The organism is Streptomyces sp. NPDC042364 (genome assembly GCF_056437585.1).
Map to the genome: position 1 here is coordinate 53,152 of NZ_JBWKAJ010000016.1, position 15,741 is coordinate 68,892.

Genomic DNA, 15,741 nt, shown 5'->3' on the forward strand with positions numbered 1-15,741 from the left:
TGCCCACCAGCACCGCCCTGCTGGTGGCTCAGGCCGGATAGGCGTGCGTCTGCGTCGCCTTGACCGCGGCCCAGACCTCCGCCCCCGTGTGGAGGCCGAGTTCGGCGGCGGCGACCGTGGTGAGGTCCGCCGCGAGGGGGAGTTCGCCGGTGAGGTCGGCGCGGATCTGATCGCCGTGGGTCTCCAGCCCGGCGACCTCGCAGTGCCACAGGTTGCGCGCGCTGACCCCGGTGGGGCGCTCGCCGTGGAGCGTCACGGCGCTCGGCGGGAAGGTGACGAAGACCGGCCCGGTGAGGTCCTCGGTGGTGGTGATGGCGGGCCCGCCGTCGAGCCGTACGGTGTGCCGGTCGGCCATGCCCTTGTAGAGGTTCAGGCCGACGAGACGGGCGATGTAGTCCGTACGCGGATGCCGGGCGATGTCACCCGGCGTCCCCTCCTGCACCACGTGACCGTCCTCGATGACGACGAGCCGGTCGGCCAGCACCATCGCGTCGAGCGGGTCGTGGGTGACGAGCACGGCGACGGCCTCGAAGTCCGCCAGATGCCGCCGGAGCTGGGCGCGGACGTCCAGACGGGAACGGGCGTCCAGCGCGGCGAGGGGCTCGTCGAGGAGCAGCAGTCGGGGGGAGGTGGCGAGGGCCCGGGCGAGGGCGACCCGCTGGGCCTGGCCGCCGGAGAGCCTGCGGGGCTTGGCCCCGGCGTGCTCGGCGAGCCCCATCCGCTCCAGCCACCCGGCGGCCCGCGCCCGCGCCTCGGCCTTGGAGGCCCCCTGACAACGCGGCCCGAAGGCCACGTTGTCGAGGGCGGTCAGATGCGGAAACAGCAGATAGTCCTGGAAGACGACCCCGACCGGACGGGCCTCGGGCGGCGTACGCTCCAACGCGGCACCGTCGAGCCGCAGATACCCGTCCGAGAGCGGCACGAGCCCCGCCAGCGCCCGCAACGCGGTGGTCTTCCCGGCCCCGTTGGGCCCGAGCAGAGCCACGACGTCCCCGGGCGCGACCCGCAGCCCGACATCGAGCCGAAACCGCCCCCGCCGGACGACGAGCCGGGCATCCAGCCCTTCACCGCGATCAGGGGACGCCGGCTCGCAACCGCCCTCGCCGGCGCCGGAACCGGGGGCCGCGGCCCCGCTCCCGCCCTCCTCGATCCCACCGCCGTCAGTCATGAGCCCTTCTCACGCCTCTGTGAACAGTCCTTCCGCCGGCCGCACTCCTGCTCCCGGCCTCCCTCACGGGGCGCGCATCCAACGGTCGCGCAGCCCCGCGAGGACCGCGACGGACACGGCCAGCAGGACGAGACTGAGGGCGATGGCGGCCTCGGGATCGCTCTGAAGGGCGAGGTAGACGGCGAGCGGCATGGTCTGGGTACGCCCGGGGAAATTCCCGGCGAAGGTGATCGTCGCACCGAACTCGCCCAGCGCCCGCGCCCACGCCAGAACCGCTCCGGCCGCGATCCCGGGCGCGATCAACGGCAGGGTCACCCGCCGGAACGCGGTGAACCGTGAGGCCCCGAGTGTGGTCGCGGCCTCCTCGTACCGGGGGTCGGCGGCCCGCAGCGTCCCCTCGACACTGATGACGAGAAACGGCATGGCGACGAACGCCTCGGCGACCACGACCCCGGCGGTGGTGAAGGGCAGACTGATCCCGAACCACGACTCCAGCCACTGCCCGGCGACCCCGTTGCGCCCGAGCGCCATCAACAGCGCCACGCCGCCCACCACAGGCGGCAGCACCAGGGGAAGGGTGACCAGCGCTCGTAGCACACCCCGCCCCGGGAACTCGACCCGAGCGAGCAACCACGCCAGGGGCACCCCGAGCACGAGACTCACGACCGTGGCCGCCGTGGCGCAGAGCAGCGACAACCGGAGCGCCTGCCACACCTCGGGACTGGTCAGCTGAGCAGGCAGGTCCGACCAGGGCGCCCGTACGAGCAGAGCGACCAACGGCAGAACCAGGAAGGCCAGCCCGACGAGCGCCGGCACGAGCAACGGGACGGGCACGGGGCCGCGTCGTGGCGAGATCGTCGCCCGCCCACGCCCGAACCGGAAGCCGCCCGAGCCGCGGCTGGACCCGGCCCCCGAGCCGTCGACCGAGTCCGCGGTCACGGCTTCAGGAACCCGGCGTCGCTCAGGACCCCCTGCCCCTCGGCGGACCGCACCAACGCGATGAACGCCTCGGCGGCCTTCGCATTCGGGGCGTCCTTGAGGAGGGCGATCGGATAGTCATTGACGGCGTTTGCGGCTTCGGGAAACTCCACGCCCTCCACCTTGTCACCCGCGGCGAGCACATCCGTCCTGTAGACGACCGCGGCGTCGGCCTCCTTGAGCTCGACCTTCGTCAGCGCCGCCTTGACGTCCTGTTCATAGGACACGGGAGTGAGCCGGAGCCCGCCGGCATCGAGCGCCTTCCGCGCGGCGGCACCGCACGGCACCTCCTCGTCACACAGGACGACCTTCAGCCCGCCCCTGGTGAGGTCCTCGAGGGAGGTGATCCCGTCCGGGTTGCCCGGCAAGGTGGCGATCTCCAACTCGTTCCGCACGAACGTCACGGGCGCCCCGGCCGCATCCCCGGAGTCCGTCACGATCTTCATCGTCCCGGGACTGGCCGACGCGAACACATCCGCAGGGGCCCCACCGGTGATACTCGCGGCCAGCGCGTCACTGCCGCCGAAGTTGAAGGTCACCTCGACTCCCGGATGTGACTTCTCGAACCGCTTCCCCAGCTCCGTGAAGCTCTCCTTCAACGAAGCAGCGGCGAACACGGTCACCTCCCCGGACACCCCACCCGCCGCCGAGGATGCTCCGCCCCCACCGGCGCCCTCCCCCGAGGAACACCCGGCCACCCCCAGCAGCACAACCCCACCGATCAAGGCCCCCCACCGACCGGACCACCCCCGCCCCCGAACACGCGCCACCACGCCCCTCACTCCTCCCGGACCTCACGCAGGGGGCCTCGAAGATCCTCCGAACACCACAGCCCCAACCGGCCACACGGCATCCATTCTGCCGCAGATGCAAGCTGAAAGCGCACGGTGTCATTGCACAAGCAGCAGGTCTGCCTCCAAATCCCCGCATGTGCGATCACCCGGCTGCAGTCATGTGAGGGCGCCCACGGTGTATCGCCCCCGCCACCCGCCACCTCTCCGCACGGCAGCACCACAGCGGCCGAGCCCTCCGCGGTAGACCCACTGATCCCTCAATAGCCAGGTGAGCGTCCTCGAACGCCTCGGGAATCATGGTGTCGGCGACCATCGCGAGGATCGCCCCGGCGGCCACCGCGGTCACACCGGCGATCACGGCGGGCGGAAGAGAACCGACCACCGCATAGCCGACAATCGCCGAGACCATGCTGGCGGCAGCGATGGCCCCCCACACCCCGAACACATAGCCGCGACTGCGGCCGGCCTTCTTCATCCCCGCCGAACTGGACAGCCCCTCGGGAACGTTGCTGATGAACACCGCAGCCACGGTCACGAGACTGACGGCGCCCCCGTCCAGCAGGCTCACCCCGATCACCGCGGACTCGGGCACCCCGTCCAGCAACGCACCCAGCGCCAGCGCCATCCCGGACCCGCCCTGCTCGGCCTCGGACGGCTGCGCCTGGCCGGAGCGCTTGCGATGCCGCGCACCACGCCGGGCGAGCCACACATTCCCGCCGGTATAGGCCAGCGCCCCCACCAGGGTGCCGACAGCGGCGGGAGCGAGCCCGGCCTCCTCGTAAGCCTCCCCGACCAGTTCGAAGGAGACCGCCGAGATCAACACCCCGGCCCCGAAGGCCATCACACTCGCGATCACCTTCTGCGGCACGCGCACACCAAAGCCCAACAGGGCCCCCAGCAACAGCGCGCCCCCCGCCACCAGCCCCCAGAACCCGGCCAGCACAACGTCAGCCATGCCGCCCTGTGTACCCGGTCCACCCCCGCCCCAACGACCATCCAGTCACCTCGCCGGGCCGGCGCGCCCGGCGGGCGCCGCGGGCCGGCGACGAGCCAGGCACCCGAAGGATGGGCCCTCCCTCCCGGTGATGTCGGCCCGTTGATCCGGGCGGCCGACGCACTCGAACCGGCAGCCGGCCCGGCTGCCCCGTGGAGGCTACGCGTTCGAGTTCCTCGCGTCGGCGTACTTGTCCAGTTCCCGCATCGCCTCGGCGTGGGCGCTCATCCGGATACTCACGCTCCCGCCGGTGAAGAGCGCCACACCAACGACCGACACCGGCACGGACAGCCCGAGCACGGCCAGGGCTTCGGGCCAGTCGCGTTCGTTCTGACACCAATCGCCCCTGTAGACGCCTTCGTTGGCGGTCCCCCGCTCGGTCAGCAACCGTGACTCGCACTCCGCGGGATGACGGTCCTCGGGCTCCTCGTCGACCGTGTAGGGCGTGAGCAACAACAGAGCACACCATGCCCACTGAAGCGCCGCCACAGCCAGCAGACCGATCCCCCAGGCGCGCTGCCGCCCGGCCCGGTCACGGAAGTCGAGGTCGTACTCACGCGAACGCATGGCGGACGAATCTAGCAGCGGGTCCCCGCGGCGAGCCGGGGCGCTCCCCGGGCGACCACACCAAGAACGCCTGGCACCAGATCGCGCTGTCCGGTGAGGACCACGATCAGGTTGACCACCCATCCGGTAATCCCGCTGAAGCGGGAGACCGGTTTCGCGCTCCCGGTCACCCGAACGGCCTCGACCGAAGCATCGGGGACGGACCCAAGTCCCGCCCGTCACGCGACACGGCGCATGTCATGGGAGGCCGCGGGTAGGGGCCGTGGGCCCTGCCCGGAGCAGGACGACAGACGGGAGCCGTGACAGCAGACGAAGCAGATCTACTACTGCACTGCCTGCGCCATCACGTCGAACAAGGACAACTGTCCCTGCTGTTCCCGCGGCTCCGGTTCCATCGCCAGCCCCGGGGCTGGACCGGCGTCCGGATCGGCGTCGGCGGCGGCATCAGCCGAGGGGGGCTCCTCCTCTGCGGCCCGAGTCGGCAGGACGTACTCCTGCGCGAGACCGGCGAGGTGCAGGGGCAGCGGGAGACTCAGCGCGTCCGGCAGGTCGGGCGCCTGCCGGAGCTGATGCGCCGCGAGAGCCAGAGCCTCGGGGGGCACCGTCCTCGGGGTGGCATCACGACGGCAACCAGGCGGACAAGCATCGCCTGCGGGGAGAAGCGCAACATCCGCGACACGATGGGGGAGCGGGGCCGGGCCGAGCCAGCCGTCGATCGAGACGTGGACGTCCATGTCGTCGTCGAAACCCGGGAATGCGCGGCCGGATTGCTCGACGGACCCGAACCGGCTGCCGCCTTCACCGCGGTGCCCGGTCCGCGACTGTGGCACTGGGCTCCCGAGGCACGCGAGCACGAGCGTGCCCGTCAGCACGCCGAACTGCCTGTCGCCGACCGCCGCGTCCCGCTGGGGGGCAGCGCGAACCTCACCGAGTCCGGAGTACGCAGGAACCTGGAAGCCGGGGTGCTCGTCACCGGCGGCACCGCTCCGCAGAGAGCCGCCGAACACATCCGGGAACTGCAGCGCCGGGGAATTCTGATGCCGTTGCCTTGAGTCGGCCACGCGCCACTGCGCCGTGGCTGCTTCGACCGAAGGGGCCCGGTCCGGCGCCGACCCGTTGGACTCCGCAACTATTACTTTCTCGTCAGCCAAGCCCGGCCCCGCCCACTACGCGCCTGGCTGTGGCTCGTGGCCGGCCGACCAGCCCTGGCACTCCACGGGCTGTAGGTCAGACCCTCCGAAGTCGTGGGCCCGCTCCCCTGGCAGCCCCTAGGCTGGCGACGCATCAAGTGCACAGCCACAGCAGGGCGGAAGAGAATCATGCGCGGCCTCACCGAGGCGAACCTCAAGACGCTGGCCGGCTCCCGTTCCTTCGACCGCGGGCGCGGCTATCTCGACGCCGTGTCCGGGGTCGAGGTCGGTGACGGCTGGGTCACCGCAAGCGTCCACGGCACGGAACGGTACGAGGTGGAGCTGGCCCTGGACGCGCCCGGCGGGCTGTCCGGCCGGTGCGACTGCCCGTACGGCATGGAGGGCAACTTCTGCAAGCACCTGGTCGCCCTCGGCCTGACCGTGCTCGCCCAGCGGGAGAGCCTGCCGCGCCAGCGGAAGGCGGCCCGGGACCGGGCACAGGACCTCGACGCGTGGCTGTCCGCCCTCTCCCAGTCGGAGTTGTTCGCTCTGCTGCGGGAAGAGATCGACGAGAACAGGCAGCTGCGGCGCCGTCTGGAACTGCGGGCCGCGAGCGCCCGCGGAGACCTCGCCGCGGTCCGGGCCCGCATCCGCGACCTGCTCGACATCGGTCCCTTCGCGCAGTACGGATACGTCGAGTACGCCGATGCCCGCGCCTACGCCGACCAGGCGGGGCAGGCGGTGTCCGCCATCGGCGCGCTCACCGGCTCGGGCCGGGCGGTCGACGCGATCACCCTGGCGCGGGAGGCGATGCGGCTGCTGGCCGGGGCGGCGGAGAGCGTCGACGACTCCGACGGCTGGCTCGGACAGATCGGCGCCGACCTCGCCGACGCCCACATCACTGCCTGCCGTGCGGCTCGCCCCGACCCCGAGGAGCTCGCGCACTGGCTGGTCGGCCATGCGCTCGGAGACCTGGACGACGGACTCACCGACATCGATCCGCTCGACTACGAGGACATCCTCGGCCAAGAGGGAATGAGCGTCCTGCGGAAGCTGGCGGTCGAGGCATGGCGGGGCAACCGTCGCGGCTGGGCCGAGAAATACCTGATGGAGCGTCTGGCCAAGGCGGGAGACGACGTCGACACGGTGATCGCCGTACACGCGGCCGACCTGGCGCCGAACGGACACACGCACCTGGTCATCGCCCGCGAGCTGGACACCGCGGGGCGCCCCGACGAGGCGCTGAGCTGGGCGGAACGAGGTATCCGGGAGGCCGAGGACCTCGCCACCATCGACACCGCCCTCGTCGACCACCTCTGCGAGCGCTACGCGCAGACGGCCCGGCACGCCGACGCGGTCGCCCTGCGCCGCGACCACTTCGGCGCCCGCCTCTCCCTGCTCACCTACCAGCAGCTGCGGGCCGCCGCCCGCGCCGCCGAGTGCTGGCCGACCGAACGTGAGGCGGCCCTGGCCCTGCTCCGCGCCGACGCCGCGGGACCCCGGCCAGGGGGCTGGTACGGCGGCCCCGTCCTGGTCGACGTCCTGCTCGACGACAAGGACACCGACGCCGCCTGGCAGGCTGCCACCGACGCGGGTGCCGACGACCGGCAGTGGCTCGCCCTCGCCGACCAGGCCCGCGCCGACCGCCCCGCCGACGCGCTCGGTGTCTACCTGCGCCTGACCGAACCACTACTGAAGCAGACCGGCAACGCTGTCTACGAGCAGCTCGTCGACCTGCTGCTGAGCGTCCGCGACTGCCACCGCCGCCTGGGCACGGAGGACGAGTTCGGCGTGTACGTCGCGACTCTGCGCACCGCCCAGAAACGCAAGCGGAACCTGATGCGCCTGATGGACGACCACGGTCTGTGAGCCGGACGGCGCCTCGGATGCTCACCTGGCCGGTGGAGTGGTCACCGTGGGAACCGTCAGCCGCCCGGGCTGTCCTGCTCCACCAGGTCCTGCCTATTCGGCCTATTCGACCAGTCCTGCCCCCGATCATCGTCGCGCAGCCCTGCTCGACCATCAGGTTTGGGCCGCGCGCCGCCGGGACCGGACCACTGCCACGACCGCGTTACAGCGGGCGTCGCGCAAGGAGACGTCGGGGCTTCGGGGACTCGTCGGACGCAGCGCCGCACGGACAATCTCCTTTGCGGCCCCTCCGGAGCCGGTTCACCGAGAAGCAGCAGGACGGTCGAGACCGTGGTCGGCACCTCGCTGAACGAATCCGCGGATTCGGCGGGATGCGTGGCGGAAGGCCGTGTGTGGCCCTCGTCCCGACCGGCGTGTGCCACCCGGCCGGTGCGGACTTTCGCCTCGGCCAGGCGAGGCTGGAGCTGTGGGTGGCCTCCAGGGTTTGACCATCGTCGGGGTGGCCTGTCAGTGCCGTCTCTTACGCTCCGCTCTTGAACAAGCAGTTCGAATGGAGAGGTGACGCCGATGGGCGGCAACGGATGGAGCCACACGGGCCCGTATCAGCGTGATCTGGTGGCTGCGTTCCGACAGGCCCAGGCTGACGAGCTGGCGCGGGACAACCACGGCTTCGAAGGACGGTCCGTCGAGGAACTGTGGCGTGACCCGGAGTGGCAGGAGTACATCTTCACCGGAGGCACGGGCACCGTGCTGGACTTCCCTCTCATGATCGAGGCCGCGGACACCGACGACGGCCCGTTCATGCGACCCTTGACCGAGGGTGAGGTGCGTGCGTGGGCTCCGCATGGCCGGCCCACCTACGAGGAGTGGGATGCCGCTCTCGATTCCGAGCGGTTGGACTTCCCGGGCCGCGCCCAGGGGAACTGCACAGTGCTCTACCGCGACGGTAGGCCTGCGCAAGTCGGCTATTGGGGAGTCACCGCCGACTAGGGCGAAACCGCAACCACGCCCACCTGGGGCGATGCTCCAAGATCCCGTCCACGCCTCATCCATAGACCCCGACATACAGCCGCTCCGAGCGGCACACGACTCACATACACGAAAACGTTTCCGCTGGTGACGGGGTCTTTGGGCACCTCATGCAAGGTGCCCCCGGCAGGATTCGAACCTGCGCACACGACTCCGGAGGCCGGGAGTTTCCTGGATGTTTCTGCAGGTCAGTGAGTTGACTGATGCTGTGTCGGGTGTCGTCCCGCGCATGTCCCGTGGTGTCGAAATATCCAAAATGCCCTGTGTGGCGACTCCAGCCTGGAGGTGGATGCGGCAGTCGGCTCAGACCGGATCAAAGGAGTTCGAGGGCTTCCGACACGCAGTCGGCAGGGCGACGCGAGCGGCTTGTCCGACTACGCCACCGCGGTTCCTGACGGCGGTCCGCCGTCTGCAAGCAGTTCTGCAGCGTGGCCGGCGCCCCTGATGGCATGGTCCGGGAGAAATCGGCTGGCCTTCCCGCTCCACGTGATCAACAGCTCGTCGCGGGCCCGCGTGGCCGCCACGAAGAGCAGCGAGCGGGAGCGCTGCTCCTCCTGCCGGTAGCGTTCCGTCTGGTCGTGCCGGTAAGCCTCGATTCGCTGATGCGGAACGAGACCCTCACTCACCCCGGCGAGAAGAACCCGTTGGAACTCCAGCCCCTTGAAGCCGTGCAGCGTGCCGATGCGCACGGCGTCAACCCCTGACGGGATGTCCCTGCCGATCTCGCAGGCGCGGATGCCGTACTGCTCATCGGCCAGGGTGACGGCCAACTGCGTGACCGCGTCACGCGACGGGACACCGACTGCCATCGCCGCGTAGGGCGTTCCGTAACGGTCGTGGCGTTCCCTGAGAAGCGCGGCGATCGCCCGCATCTCGGTCTGCCAGTCGGGGGCTGGACCGACGACCTCGACGGCGCGGACGCCCGAGCCTGGCTCACGCTCGCCTCCCAGGTCCTGGACGCCGAGCCGACGGACCCCGGGACCGCGGCTGTACCTGCGCGGAGGGCGGCGAAGAAGACCGCTGCTCGACGACCAAGGCCATGAGCGCGAGAGCACGCTCGGCGACGAACGACCGGCCCGGCCACCTCTGCCTGACGCGCCCCGCTCCGGACTCGGGCGTTCCCCGTACGCCGTCAGACCTTGATCACTGTGACACGCCCGCCGCACAGCGCGGTGACGTCCTCAGGATCGGAGGTGAGGACGGTGACGGGGCCGGGCGCGGTGAGGGCGGTGGCGCTGAGCATGGCGTCGATGGCGTACTTGTGGCCGTGGAGGCCGGCGTCGGTGAGGAGAGTGGCGGCGCGCCGGGCGATCGACTCGGTGACCGGTTCGACGACGAGGCGGGAAAGGGTCCACTCCAGCGCCGGGCGGTTGATCCGGGGATGGACTACTTCCACGAGGGTGGCCGCCGAAGTGATCACGCGCAGGTCGTCGGCGCGGGCCAGGGCGAGCCAGCCGGTCACCGTGCGGTCGCGCAGGACGGCCTTGGCCAGCCCTTCGCTGTCGAGGACCAGGGTGCCGCCGGGGACGGCGGGTGTACGGGTCACGCCGCGTTCGCCCCGCCCTGCGTCTGCTGCTCGCGCGCCCGGTGGAGCTGGTCCCGCAGGGACTGGACCTCTTCTTCTGTGATGGGTCCGTGCTCGGCCTCGGCCACCTGGATCAGCTCGTTGAGGTTGTCCCGTTCGATCTGGCGGGCGACGGCCGCGGCCACATAGGCGGACAGACCGGAGGGGCCGCTGCGGGCCTTGGCGGCTTCGGCGATGTCGCGCGGCATGGTGATCGAGTACTTGCCGGTAGGCTCACTCATGCCACCAATCCTACCTCTTATGCTCCCCTATGACGCGCTCTGCCTCTCCGGCCTTGCTGCTGCAGGCGATGTGTTGACCTTGAGAGGCGGTGAAGGCCATGCGGAGTGCGACAGGTCGGGCACGGGGTGCCCCCAGGAGGAGGCGTGGGCCCCGAACGGTGATTGCAGCGCAGCCCTGCCGAGGACGGGCTGCGGGAGACGGGGCGAACATCAGGGCGCCGGCCGACGAGCTTGGGTCCTCGTTGGTCAGAGCCGTTCAGTGAAACCCGCCGCTGATGCCCCTGGCCGACTGGTGAGAGGGTACGGTCCGGCTTCCATCAGCTGGTACGCCTTCGAATGAGGTCCTGTGTGTGATCACGAGGGGCCATGCCCCGAGGGGCACGAGGGCGTCCGAATGACGAACTGTTGCAGCGGCCGTTAAGTACAGGGCGTTCGTCATGCCTCGGCATGATGTGCGCACGGAGCTCGCGGACACCCGGCCGACCCCGGACTGGGGCGCCCGGACTTCAAGTCCGTTGGGTGACCTTCTGCACCCAGTCGTGATGCGGAGTGTGTTGCCGGCCCTCCGGATGCAACGGGAAGGCACGGTTGCGGCCGCCGTGACACAGCGGAGCAAGCGCATGACGATCGTGAACGCGGTGCGGTAGGCGATCGAGCAAGGCAAGCTCCCGGCTGACCCCTGTCCAACGAGAGCTGGCGGATCACCGAGAGACCGTCAAGGAGGGACCCGGGGTGGTCATCAACCCCGTGCAGGCGCCAGGAACCAGCTCTACGCGGTCTCCTGTGTCGCGGGTACCGGCGGGCGCCAGACCGTCGGGAACAGGCGCAACGCGGCGCTGGGGGACGAATACAGTTGAGGGCCGGTCAGCTTTCCCACCTCAAGGTCCCTGCCGTAGGTGTCGGGCGTCAGCCGGGCAGCACCTGACGGCCAAGCAGGTAGGAGCGGAGGAGGGGACGCTTCCGCCGTGCTCGGGTACGACCCCATCAAATGCAACGGCCTGCGGTCGATCGGTGAACCTGGAGGTAGGAGTACTTCTGTCCCTCAAGCGGGCGTTCCGTGTGGAGCTCATGTCCCGCGAAGCCTGCGTTTCGCGGGATCGAACATACGGGAGCTCGCGGGTCTGACGTGGTAAAAGGCCAGGTCAGGGCGATTTCCATGAGGGAAGTGACAGCAAGGTGGGCCGCGTATGTTTTGGCATGCACAAGCAAGGCGCTGAACCGCGTCTCCGCTGTTCAGCGCCTCGATCCGGAGTGCCCCCGGCAGGATTCGAACCTGCGCACACGGCTCCGGAGAGCATGCGCATGGCATGCCTGGAAACGCGCCTGACCTGCGGCTTCTGGGGCGTGAAGCAGGTCAGGGCTCGGGTCTCACTCGCCGCTCACTCGCAAACGTGACCTTGCTGGGCGCCGACGGGGTGACGGCACCTAGGCGAGGACGTCGTCTTCTTTGCCGGGCCACGCCAGAGTGATGCCTACTCGCTGACACAGGTCGATCCACCGTGCCTCGCTCGGCTCATGCTCGACCCAGAGGACGGCTTGAACTTTCGTGGCTCGCCCCTGAAGCCTGTCGTGATAGTCGAGCAACTGCCCGACGCCAGCACGGAGTTGCCGAGTTTCATTTGCCTCCGTAAGCGACTTAACCTCGCAGACGGTGAGGTTCTCCTCAGAGCTGCGCCAAGCAAGGTCAAAGTCAGGATCGGTGGCACGTGGTGACAGGACCTCCAGACCACGAGCTGCGGCAGCCGTCGCCAACTCGTTTTGAAGCCTTCGGTGCGCTTGGAGGTTCCGCTCGGTCAGCCCTGCGTCTGGAGTGCCTGGCTGTGCTGGCGCAGGTTGCACGGATTCATCGACGGGGCGATAGCCGCAGCCGATGGGGACTGTGGGCGGCTGTTCGGTTGAGCCCACGGGCACGAGGTGGAACCGAATGACCTGGCGAAGCGGTCCACCGCCTGTTTCAGGAGCCTGCGCGTAGGAATAAGGCGAAGCTGGGTCAACGGCAAACTCGCCCACGTAGCGCACGATTCCACGAGATCCCTCAAAGAGCCTTAGCTTGAGGCCCAGTTGAAGGTGGTCACGGATCGACCTGTTGCCCAAGCTGTCGAAGGTCTGGGGCCCCTCTTGGCCGTCGCCGGTGTAGTGGAACGAACCATCCTCCGCCCACTCGTCGAAGTAGCCGTGCTGATGCCCTGTTTTGGGGTCGGTGAAGATGAGCACGTTGTCGGTGCGAGCGGACTTGCAGATACCGCCCTGCCGGCTCCCGCCGTACCGGTCATGTAGCTCCACCCGACGGATCATGTCTCCAGGCCGGAGATGCCACTCTTCTTCCTCGGGTAGGGCAGAGGAGGCCTTCACGAACGCCTCGTCGAAGGCATCCCACTGAGCGTCGGTGAGGCGGTGCGGATTGGCTGCGAAGAGAGTCCGCAGAGTCGTGGTGCCCGTGAAGCGTTCATCCTCTGTGAACTGGCTGCGAGCAACTGGGGTGTCGAGCCAGTCGTCGACTTTCAACGGGACGTACCAGCGAGGTCCAGGGTCTTGCTGCCAGTAGTCGCCGTTGCTGGCGCCCTCGCTGAAGAACGGCTCGCCGGTCAGGTGGCCGCGTCCGATCAACCCTCCTCGGGGACCAGTTAGCCACATGACGAAGCTGTCGCCATCTGAGAGCTCCGACCGGTAGCGAGCCACACTCCAGGCCTCCAACGGCCTGCCGTCACGTCGGAATGCTTCCAGATTAAAGACGTCAGGGTTGCAGGTAAGGAGCCAAGCAGTCACGAACGTCACCCCCGCGGCGGTTGCATATCGAGGTGCCGTCTCTCGGCACTGGACGGAGGCTACGCGAAGGGTCTGACAGTGGGTCCTGGTTACAACAGCTTCGCGCGGCGCCGCCGCGAGTGAGCGTGGCTCCATAGCCTTCCAGCGCGTCAGGCAGCTCTGTGGACCTGCCAAAGCAGGTCCTGGGGCCGCTGCGGCCGTCAAGAGCTCGCCCCGTCTCTGATTGGGGCACAGGGAGTGGCCTTGCTGCTGTTACTCGACGACTTCGTCGTTGGCTACTGCGCGCACGAACGCGGCGAGATCTGTCTCCTGAGGCGGGATCCCGGTCGGATGTCGGCTGGCGTAGACCGAGTAGTAGCGTTCAACGCGTGCTCGAAGCTTGGCTTCCTCTGGCTGGTCGGATGTCAGACGGAACGAAACCTTGCCGGCCGGGCCAACTGTTTGCAGGGGGCGGCCCAAGCCGTCGAAGGCTTTATGGATTTCGTCGGGCGCGTCTATGAGCTCGTCGGTTACCGCCAGGTCATGAATGACATCCATATGGCCGTCAGCGGCGAAGAGCAGCACCGGGGCCACAGGCTCTTCATGGGTCTTTCTCGCAGGGGTGGTCACTGCTCAAGCATGCCGGCTGATCGCTTGTTCTTGGAGATGCAGGCGAACGAGGTGGCGTGTTCACGGAAGATCCACAGTGCCTAGGAGATATTGGCGCTGGGCGCCCCGCTGAGTGCTGCGCGCATGAAGGCTGCAACACCGTGTTCTGCGTGTTGCAGCCTTCCAGACCGGACACCCGGACACTGGGCCGATGACGGTGTCCGGTCCATTTGTGCAGGTCAGGGCTTTAACCGGACAGCCGGACACATCGGACCATGGTGTTCGCGGTCCTGAGCTGGCTTTCCCTTTGGCCCTCGCACGCCGGCCGTTGTCAGAGCGTTCCCGTAGCTTGAGGTCATGGTCGCTACAGGCGAGAACTTCACTCACCCCGGCGAGTCGCCGGCGGTTGGCCAGCCCGCTGCGGGTGTCCAGCCTTACTACGCACAAAACGCCGGAACCCTTGGGCAGCGGTACGGCAGCGTCACCTTCGAGGAAGTTCATGGCGGGGTGGTGGATCTGCTGCCGCCAGCTCCAGCGAAAGTGCTGGATGTTGGGGCTGGCACTGGGCGGGACGCCGCGGCACTGGCGCAGCGCGGCTACCAGGTGGTGGCGGCAGAGCCGGTGCGCGAGCTACGGGAGGTCGCGCGCAGCCTGAACCCGAGCGAAAACGTCTGTTGGGTGGAGGAATCGTTGCCTGAGCTGTCCCGGCTGCCAGGGTCTTTTGAGCTGGCGCTGTTGTCGGCGGTGTGGATGCACCTGCCCCCGCCGGTGCGTGGACAAGCGATGGAGCGCCTTGCCGCGCTGCTGGCTCCGTCAGGACTGCTGGTCATTTCGCTACGACGCGGAGCTCCGCCGACGGACCGCGTGATGTTCGACGTGCCCGCCGAGGAGGTCGTGCGGGATGGGGAACGAGCGGGGCTGCGGTTGGTGCGACTCATAGAGGAGGGCACGGACCGGCTCGGCCGTGCCGAGGTGTGGTGGCAGACGGTCGCCCTGCGTAAGGGGAGAGAGTGAGCGGGCGGGAGTTCTACGCCCAGGATGCTTCGCCGCGCGCGTCGTGGAGGCTGGCAGTTCTGATGGGCGCCAACTCGCGCACCTATAAGTTCGCTCTTGGCCAGGCGTTGTTGGAGTTCGGGAGGCACGGGCGAGACGATGTTCCGCTTGCCGAGTTCGCCGCCTCTTACAGCTTGGGCATGGTGCGCCACCTGGCCCGGGACCCACAGGCGCCACAAGCCGTGGAGTTGGGCGAGAATGATTTCCTAGCCGTGGCCGAGCAGGAGAGTGCTGCGACGCTGGCCGCTGACAATCCCACTGAGCGGCTGCTGGCGTCCGCGGTGCGCTCAATGCCGACAATGGTGATGCAGAAGTTCCACAACCTGCGCGGTGACACTGCGGTGCCCCATACCTTCTATGAGTTGACTGGGACGGGGCGGCAGCGCGTGGTGCGGCTGACCTCAGACTTGCTCCGCTTGGCACAGTCGGAGCAGGCACCAGTCTTGGCTGCGGAGTTGGGCGCGCGTTGGAGCATCGTGGAGAGCTCCTTCGCTGCCGGCGTCGGTCGCAGCCTGGTAGAGGAGGGCGTCACGGTCGACTGGGACACGCTTAAGATCACTGACAAACGCCGCCGCCGCTCGGTGACCGGCATCATTGAGGCCACGGTTGGTTTCCAACATGGCCGCTGCCTGATCTGCGACAACGTCCTGAGCGCGAGCGATGCCGTAGCTGTCGATCACGTGTTTCCGTTCTGCCTGATGCACCGCTTCGGTAGCGTCGGCTCTTGGAACGGCCCGGATCTTGATGCCATCTGGAACCTCGCTCCGGCGCATGCTGCTTGCAATGGGGCCAAGAGCGATCGGCTGCCCACCCAGGTGGAACTCACCCGTCTAGCAGCCCGGAACGAGGCAATCATGCAGTCCCCCCACCCTCTGCGTCGCACCCTGCAACTCAGCCTCAAGGGCGTCCTGCCCGGCCGGAACGCGCCCCTGTGGACAGAGTTCCTGGAAGCGGTGCAGACGGCAGTCTGAAGCGGAACGCCACTAGCACCCTGAGCGC

15 protein-coding genes are annotated in these 15,741 nt (G+C 68.8%); 4 read left to right on the forward strand and 11 right to left on the reverse strand.

From position 1 onward, the window contains the following. Window positions 1–28: 28 nt before the first annotated feature. From AC067N_RS27665 to AC067N_RS27690, 6 genes are all read right to left on the reverse strand, one after another. The gene (locus AC067N_RS27665; protein ID WP_478681589.1) at window positions 29–1,168 is read right to left on the reverse strand and encodes an ABC transporter ATP-binding protein; all 1,140 of its coding nucleotides are present in this window, start codon (window positions 1,166–1,168) and stop codon (window positions 29–31) included. 63 nt (window positions 1,169–1,231) lie between these two features. Beyond that, window positions 1,232–2,107, reverse strand: coding sequence for an ABC transporter permease (locus AC067N_RS27670; RefSeq protein ID WP_478681590.1), 876 nt, complete (start codon window positions 2,105–2,107; stop codon window positions 1,232–1,234). Next, window positions 2,104–2,871, reverse strand: a complete 768-nt coding sequence (modA, locus tag AC067N_RS27675; protein ID WP_478681591.1) for a molybdate ABC transporter substrate-binding protein — start codon at window positions 2,869–2,871, stop codon at window positions 2,104–2,106. The genes AC067N_RS27670 and modA overlap by 4 nt, the downstream gene beginning before the upstream one ends. A 211-nt stretch (window positions 2,872–3,082) precedes the next feature. After that, entirely contained in the window at window positions 3,083–3,895 is an 813-nt protein-coding gene (locus AC067N_RS27680) for a ZIP family metal transporter (RefSeq protein ID WP_478681592.1), read from the reverse strand. Between the two features lie 198 nt (window positions 3,896–4,093). Then, window positions 4,094–4,501: a hypothetical protein gene (locus tag AC067N_RS27685; RefSeq protein ID WP_478681593.1), complete on the reverse strand. Its 408-nt coding sequence runs from the start codon at window positions 4,499–4,501 to the stop codon at window positions 4,094–4,096. A 323-nt stretch (window positions 4,502–4,824) separates the two neighbouring features. Beyond that, the gene (locus tag AC067N_RS27690) at window positions 4,825–5,235 is read right to left on the reverse strand and encodes an RNaseH domain-containing protein (RefSeq protein ID WP_478681707.1); all 411 of its coding nucleotides are present in this window, start codon (window positions 5,233–5,235) and stop codon (window positions 4,825–4,827) included. 585 nt (window positions 5,236–5,820) lie between these two features. On the opposite strand from AC067N_RS27690, the gene AC067N_RS27695 reads away from it, so the two are divergent. Both AC067N_RS27695 and AC067N_RS27700 read left to right on the forward strand, forming a co-directional pair. Further along, complete coding sequence (locus AC067N_RS27695; protein ID WP_478681594.1) at window positions 5,821–7,500, forward strand: SWIM zinc finger family protein; 1,680 nt, start codon at window positions 5,821–5,823, stop codon at window positions 7,498–7,500. A gap of 567 nt (window positions 7,501–8,067) precedes the next feature. Further along, a complete protein-coding gene (locus AC067N_RS27700) occupies window positions 8,068–8,490 on the forward strand; it encodes a hypothetical protein (protein WP_478681595.1) in 423 nt (140 codons plus the stop codon). A 413-nt stretch (window positions 8,491–8,903) separates the two neighbouring features. Here the strand turns inward: AC067N_RS27700 and AC067N_RS27705 are convergent, their stop codons facing one another. The 5 genes from AC067N_RS27705 to AC067N_RS27725 form a co-directional block, all read right to left on the reverse strand. Then, the gene (locus AC067N_RS27705) at window positions 8,904–9,401 is read right to left on the reverse strand and encodes a 3'-5' exonuclease (protein WP_478681596.1); all 498 of its coding nucleotides are present in this window, start codon (window positions 9,399–9,401) and stop codon (window positions 8,904–8,906) included. A 260-nt stretch (window positions 9,402–9,661) separates the two neighbouring features. Next, window positions 9,662–10,075, reverse strand: coding sequence for a DNA-binding protein (locus AC067N_RS27710; protein WP_478681597.1), 414 nt, complete (start codon window positions 10,073–10,075; stop codon window positions 9,662–9,664). Next, window positions 10,072–10,335, reverse strand: a complete 264-nt coding sequence (locus AC067N_RS27715) for a CopG family transcriptional regulator (RefSeq protein WP_478681598.1) — start codon at window positions 10,333–10,335, stop codon at window positions 10,072–10,074. The genes AC067N_RS27710 and AC067N_RS27715 overlap by 4 nt, the downstream gene beginning before the upstream one ends. A gap of 1,425 nt (window positions 10,336–11,760) precedes the next feature. Next, window positions 11,761–13,101 (reverse strand): SRA domain-containing endonuclease, encoded by a 1,341-nt coding sequence (locus AC067N_RS27720; protein ID WP_478681599.1) that lies wholly within the window; start codon window positions 13,099–13,101, stop codon window positions 11,761–11,763. A 252-nt stretch (window positions 13,102–13,353) separates the two neighbouring features. Further along, the gene (locus tag AC067N_RS27725) at window positions 13,354–13,710 is read right to left on the reverse strand and encodes a hypothetical protein (RefSeq protein ID WP_478681600.1); all 357 of its coding nucleotides are present in this window, start codon (window positions 13,708–13,710) and stop codon (window positions 13,354–13,356) included. Window positions 13,711–14,046: 336 nt separating this feature from the next. Here AC067N_RS27725 and AC067N_RS27730 point away from each other — a divergent pair, with 336 nt between their 5' ends. Both AC067N_RS27730 and AC067N_RS27735 read left to right on the forward strand, forming a co-directional pair. Next, the gene (locus AC067N_RS27730; protein WP_478681601.1) at window positions 14,047–14,703 is read left to right on the forward strand and encodes a class I SAM-dependent methyltransferase; all 657 of its coding nucleotides are present in this window, start codon (window positions 14,047–14,049) and stop codon (window positions 14,701–14,703) included. After that, a complete protein-coding gene (locus tag AC067N_RS27735) occupies window positions 14,700–15,713 on the forward strand; it encodes an HNH endonuclease (RefSeq protein ID WP_478681602.1) in 1,014 nt (337 codons plus the stop codon). Before AC067N_RS27730 ends, AC067N_RS27735 begins: the two co-directional genes overlap by 4 nt. Window positions 15,714–15,741: the final 28 nt, after the last annotated feature.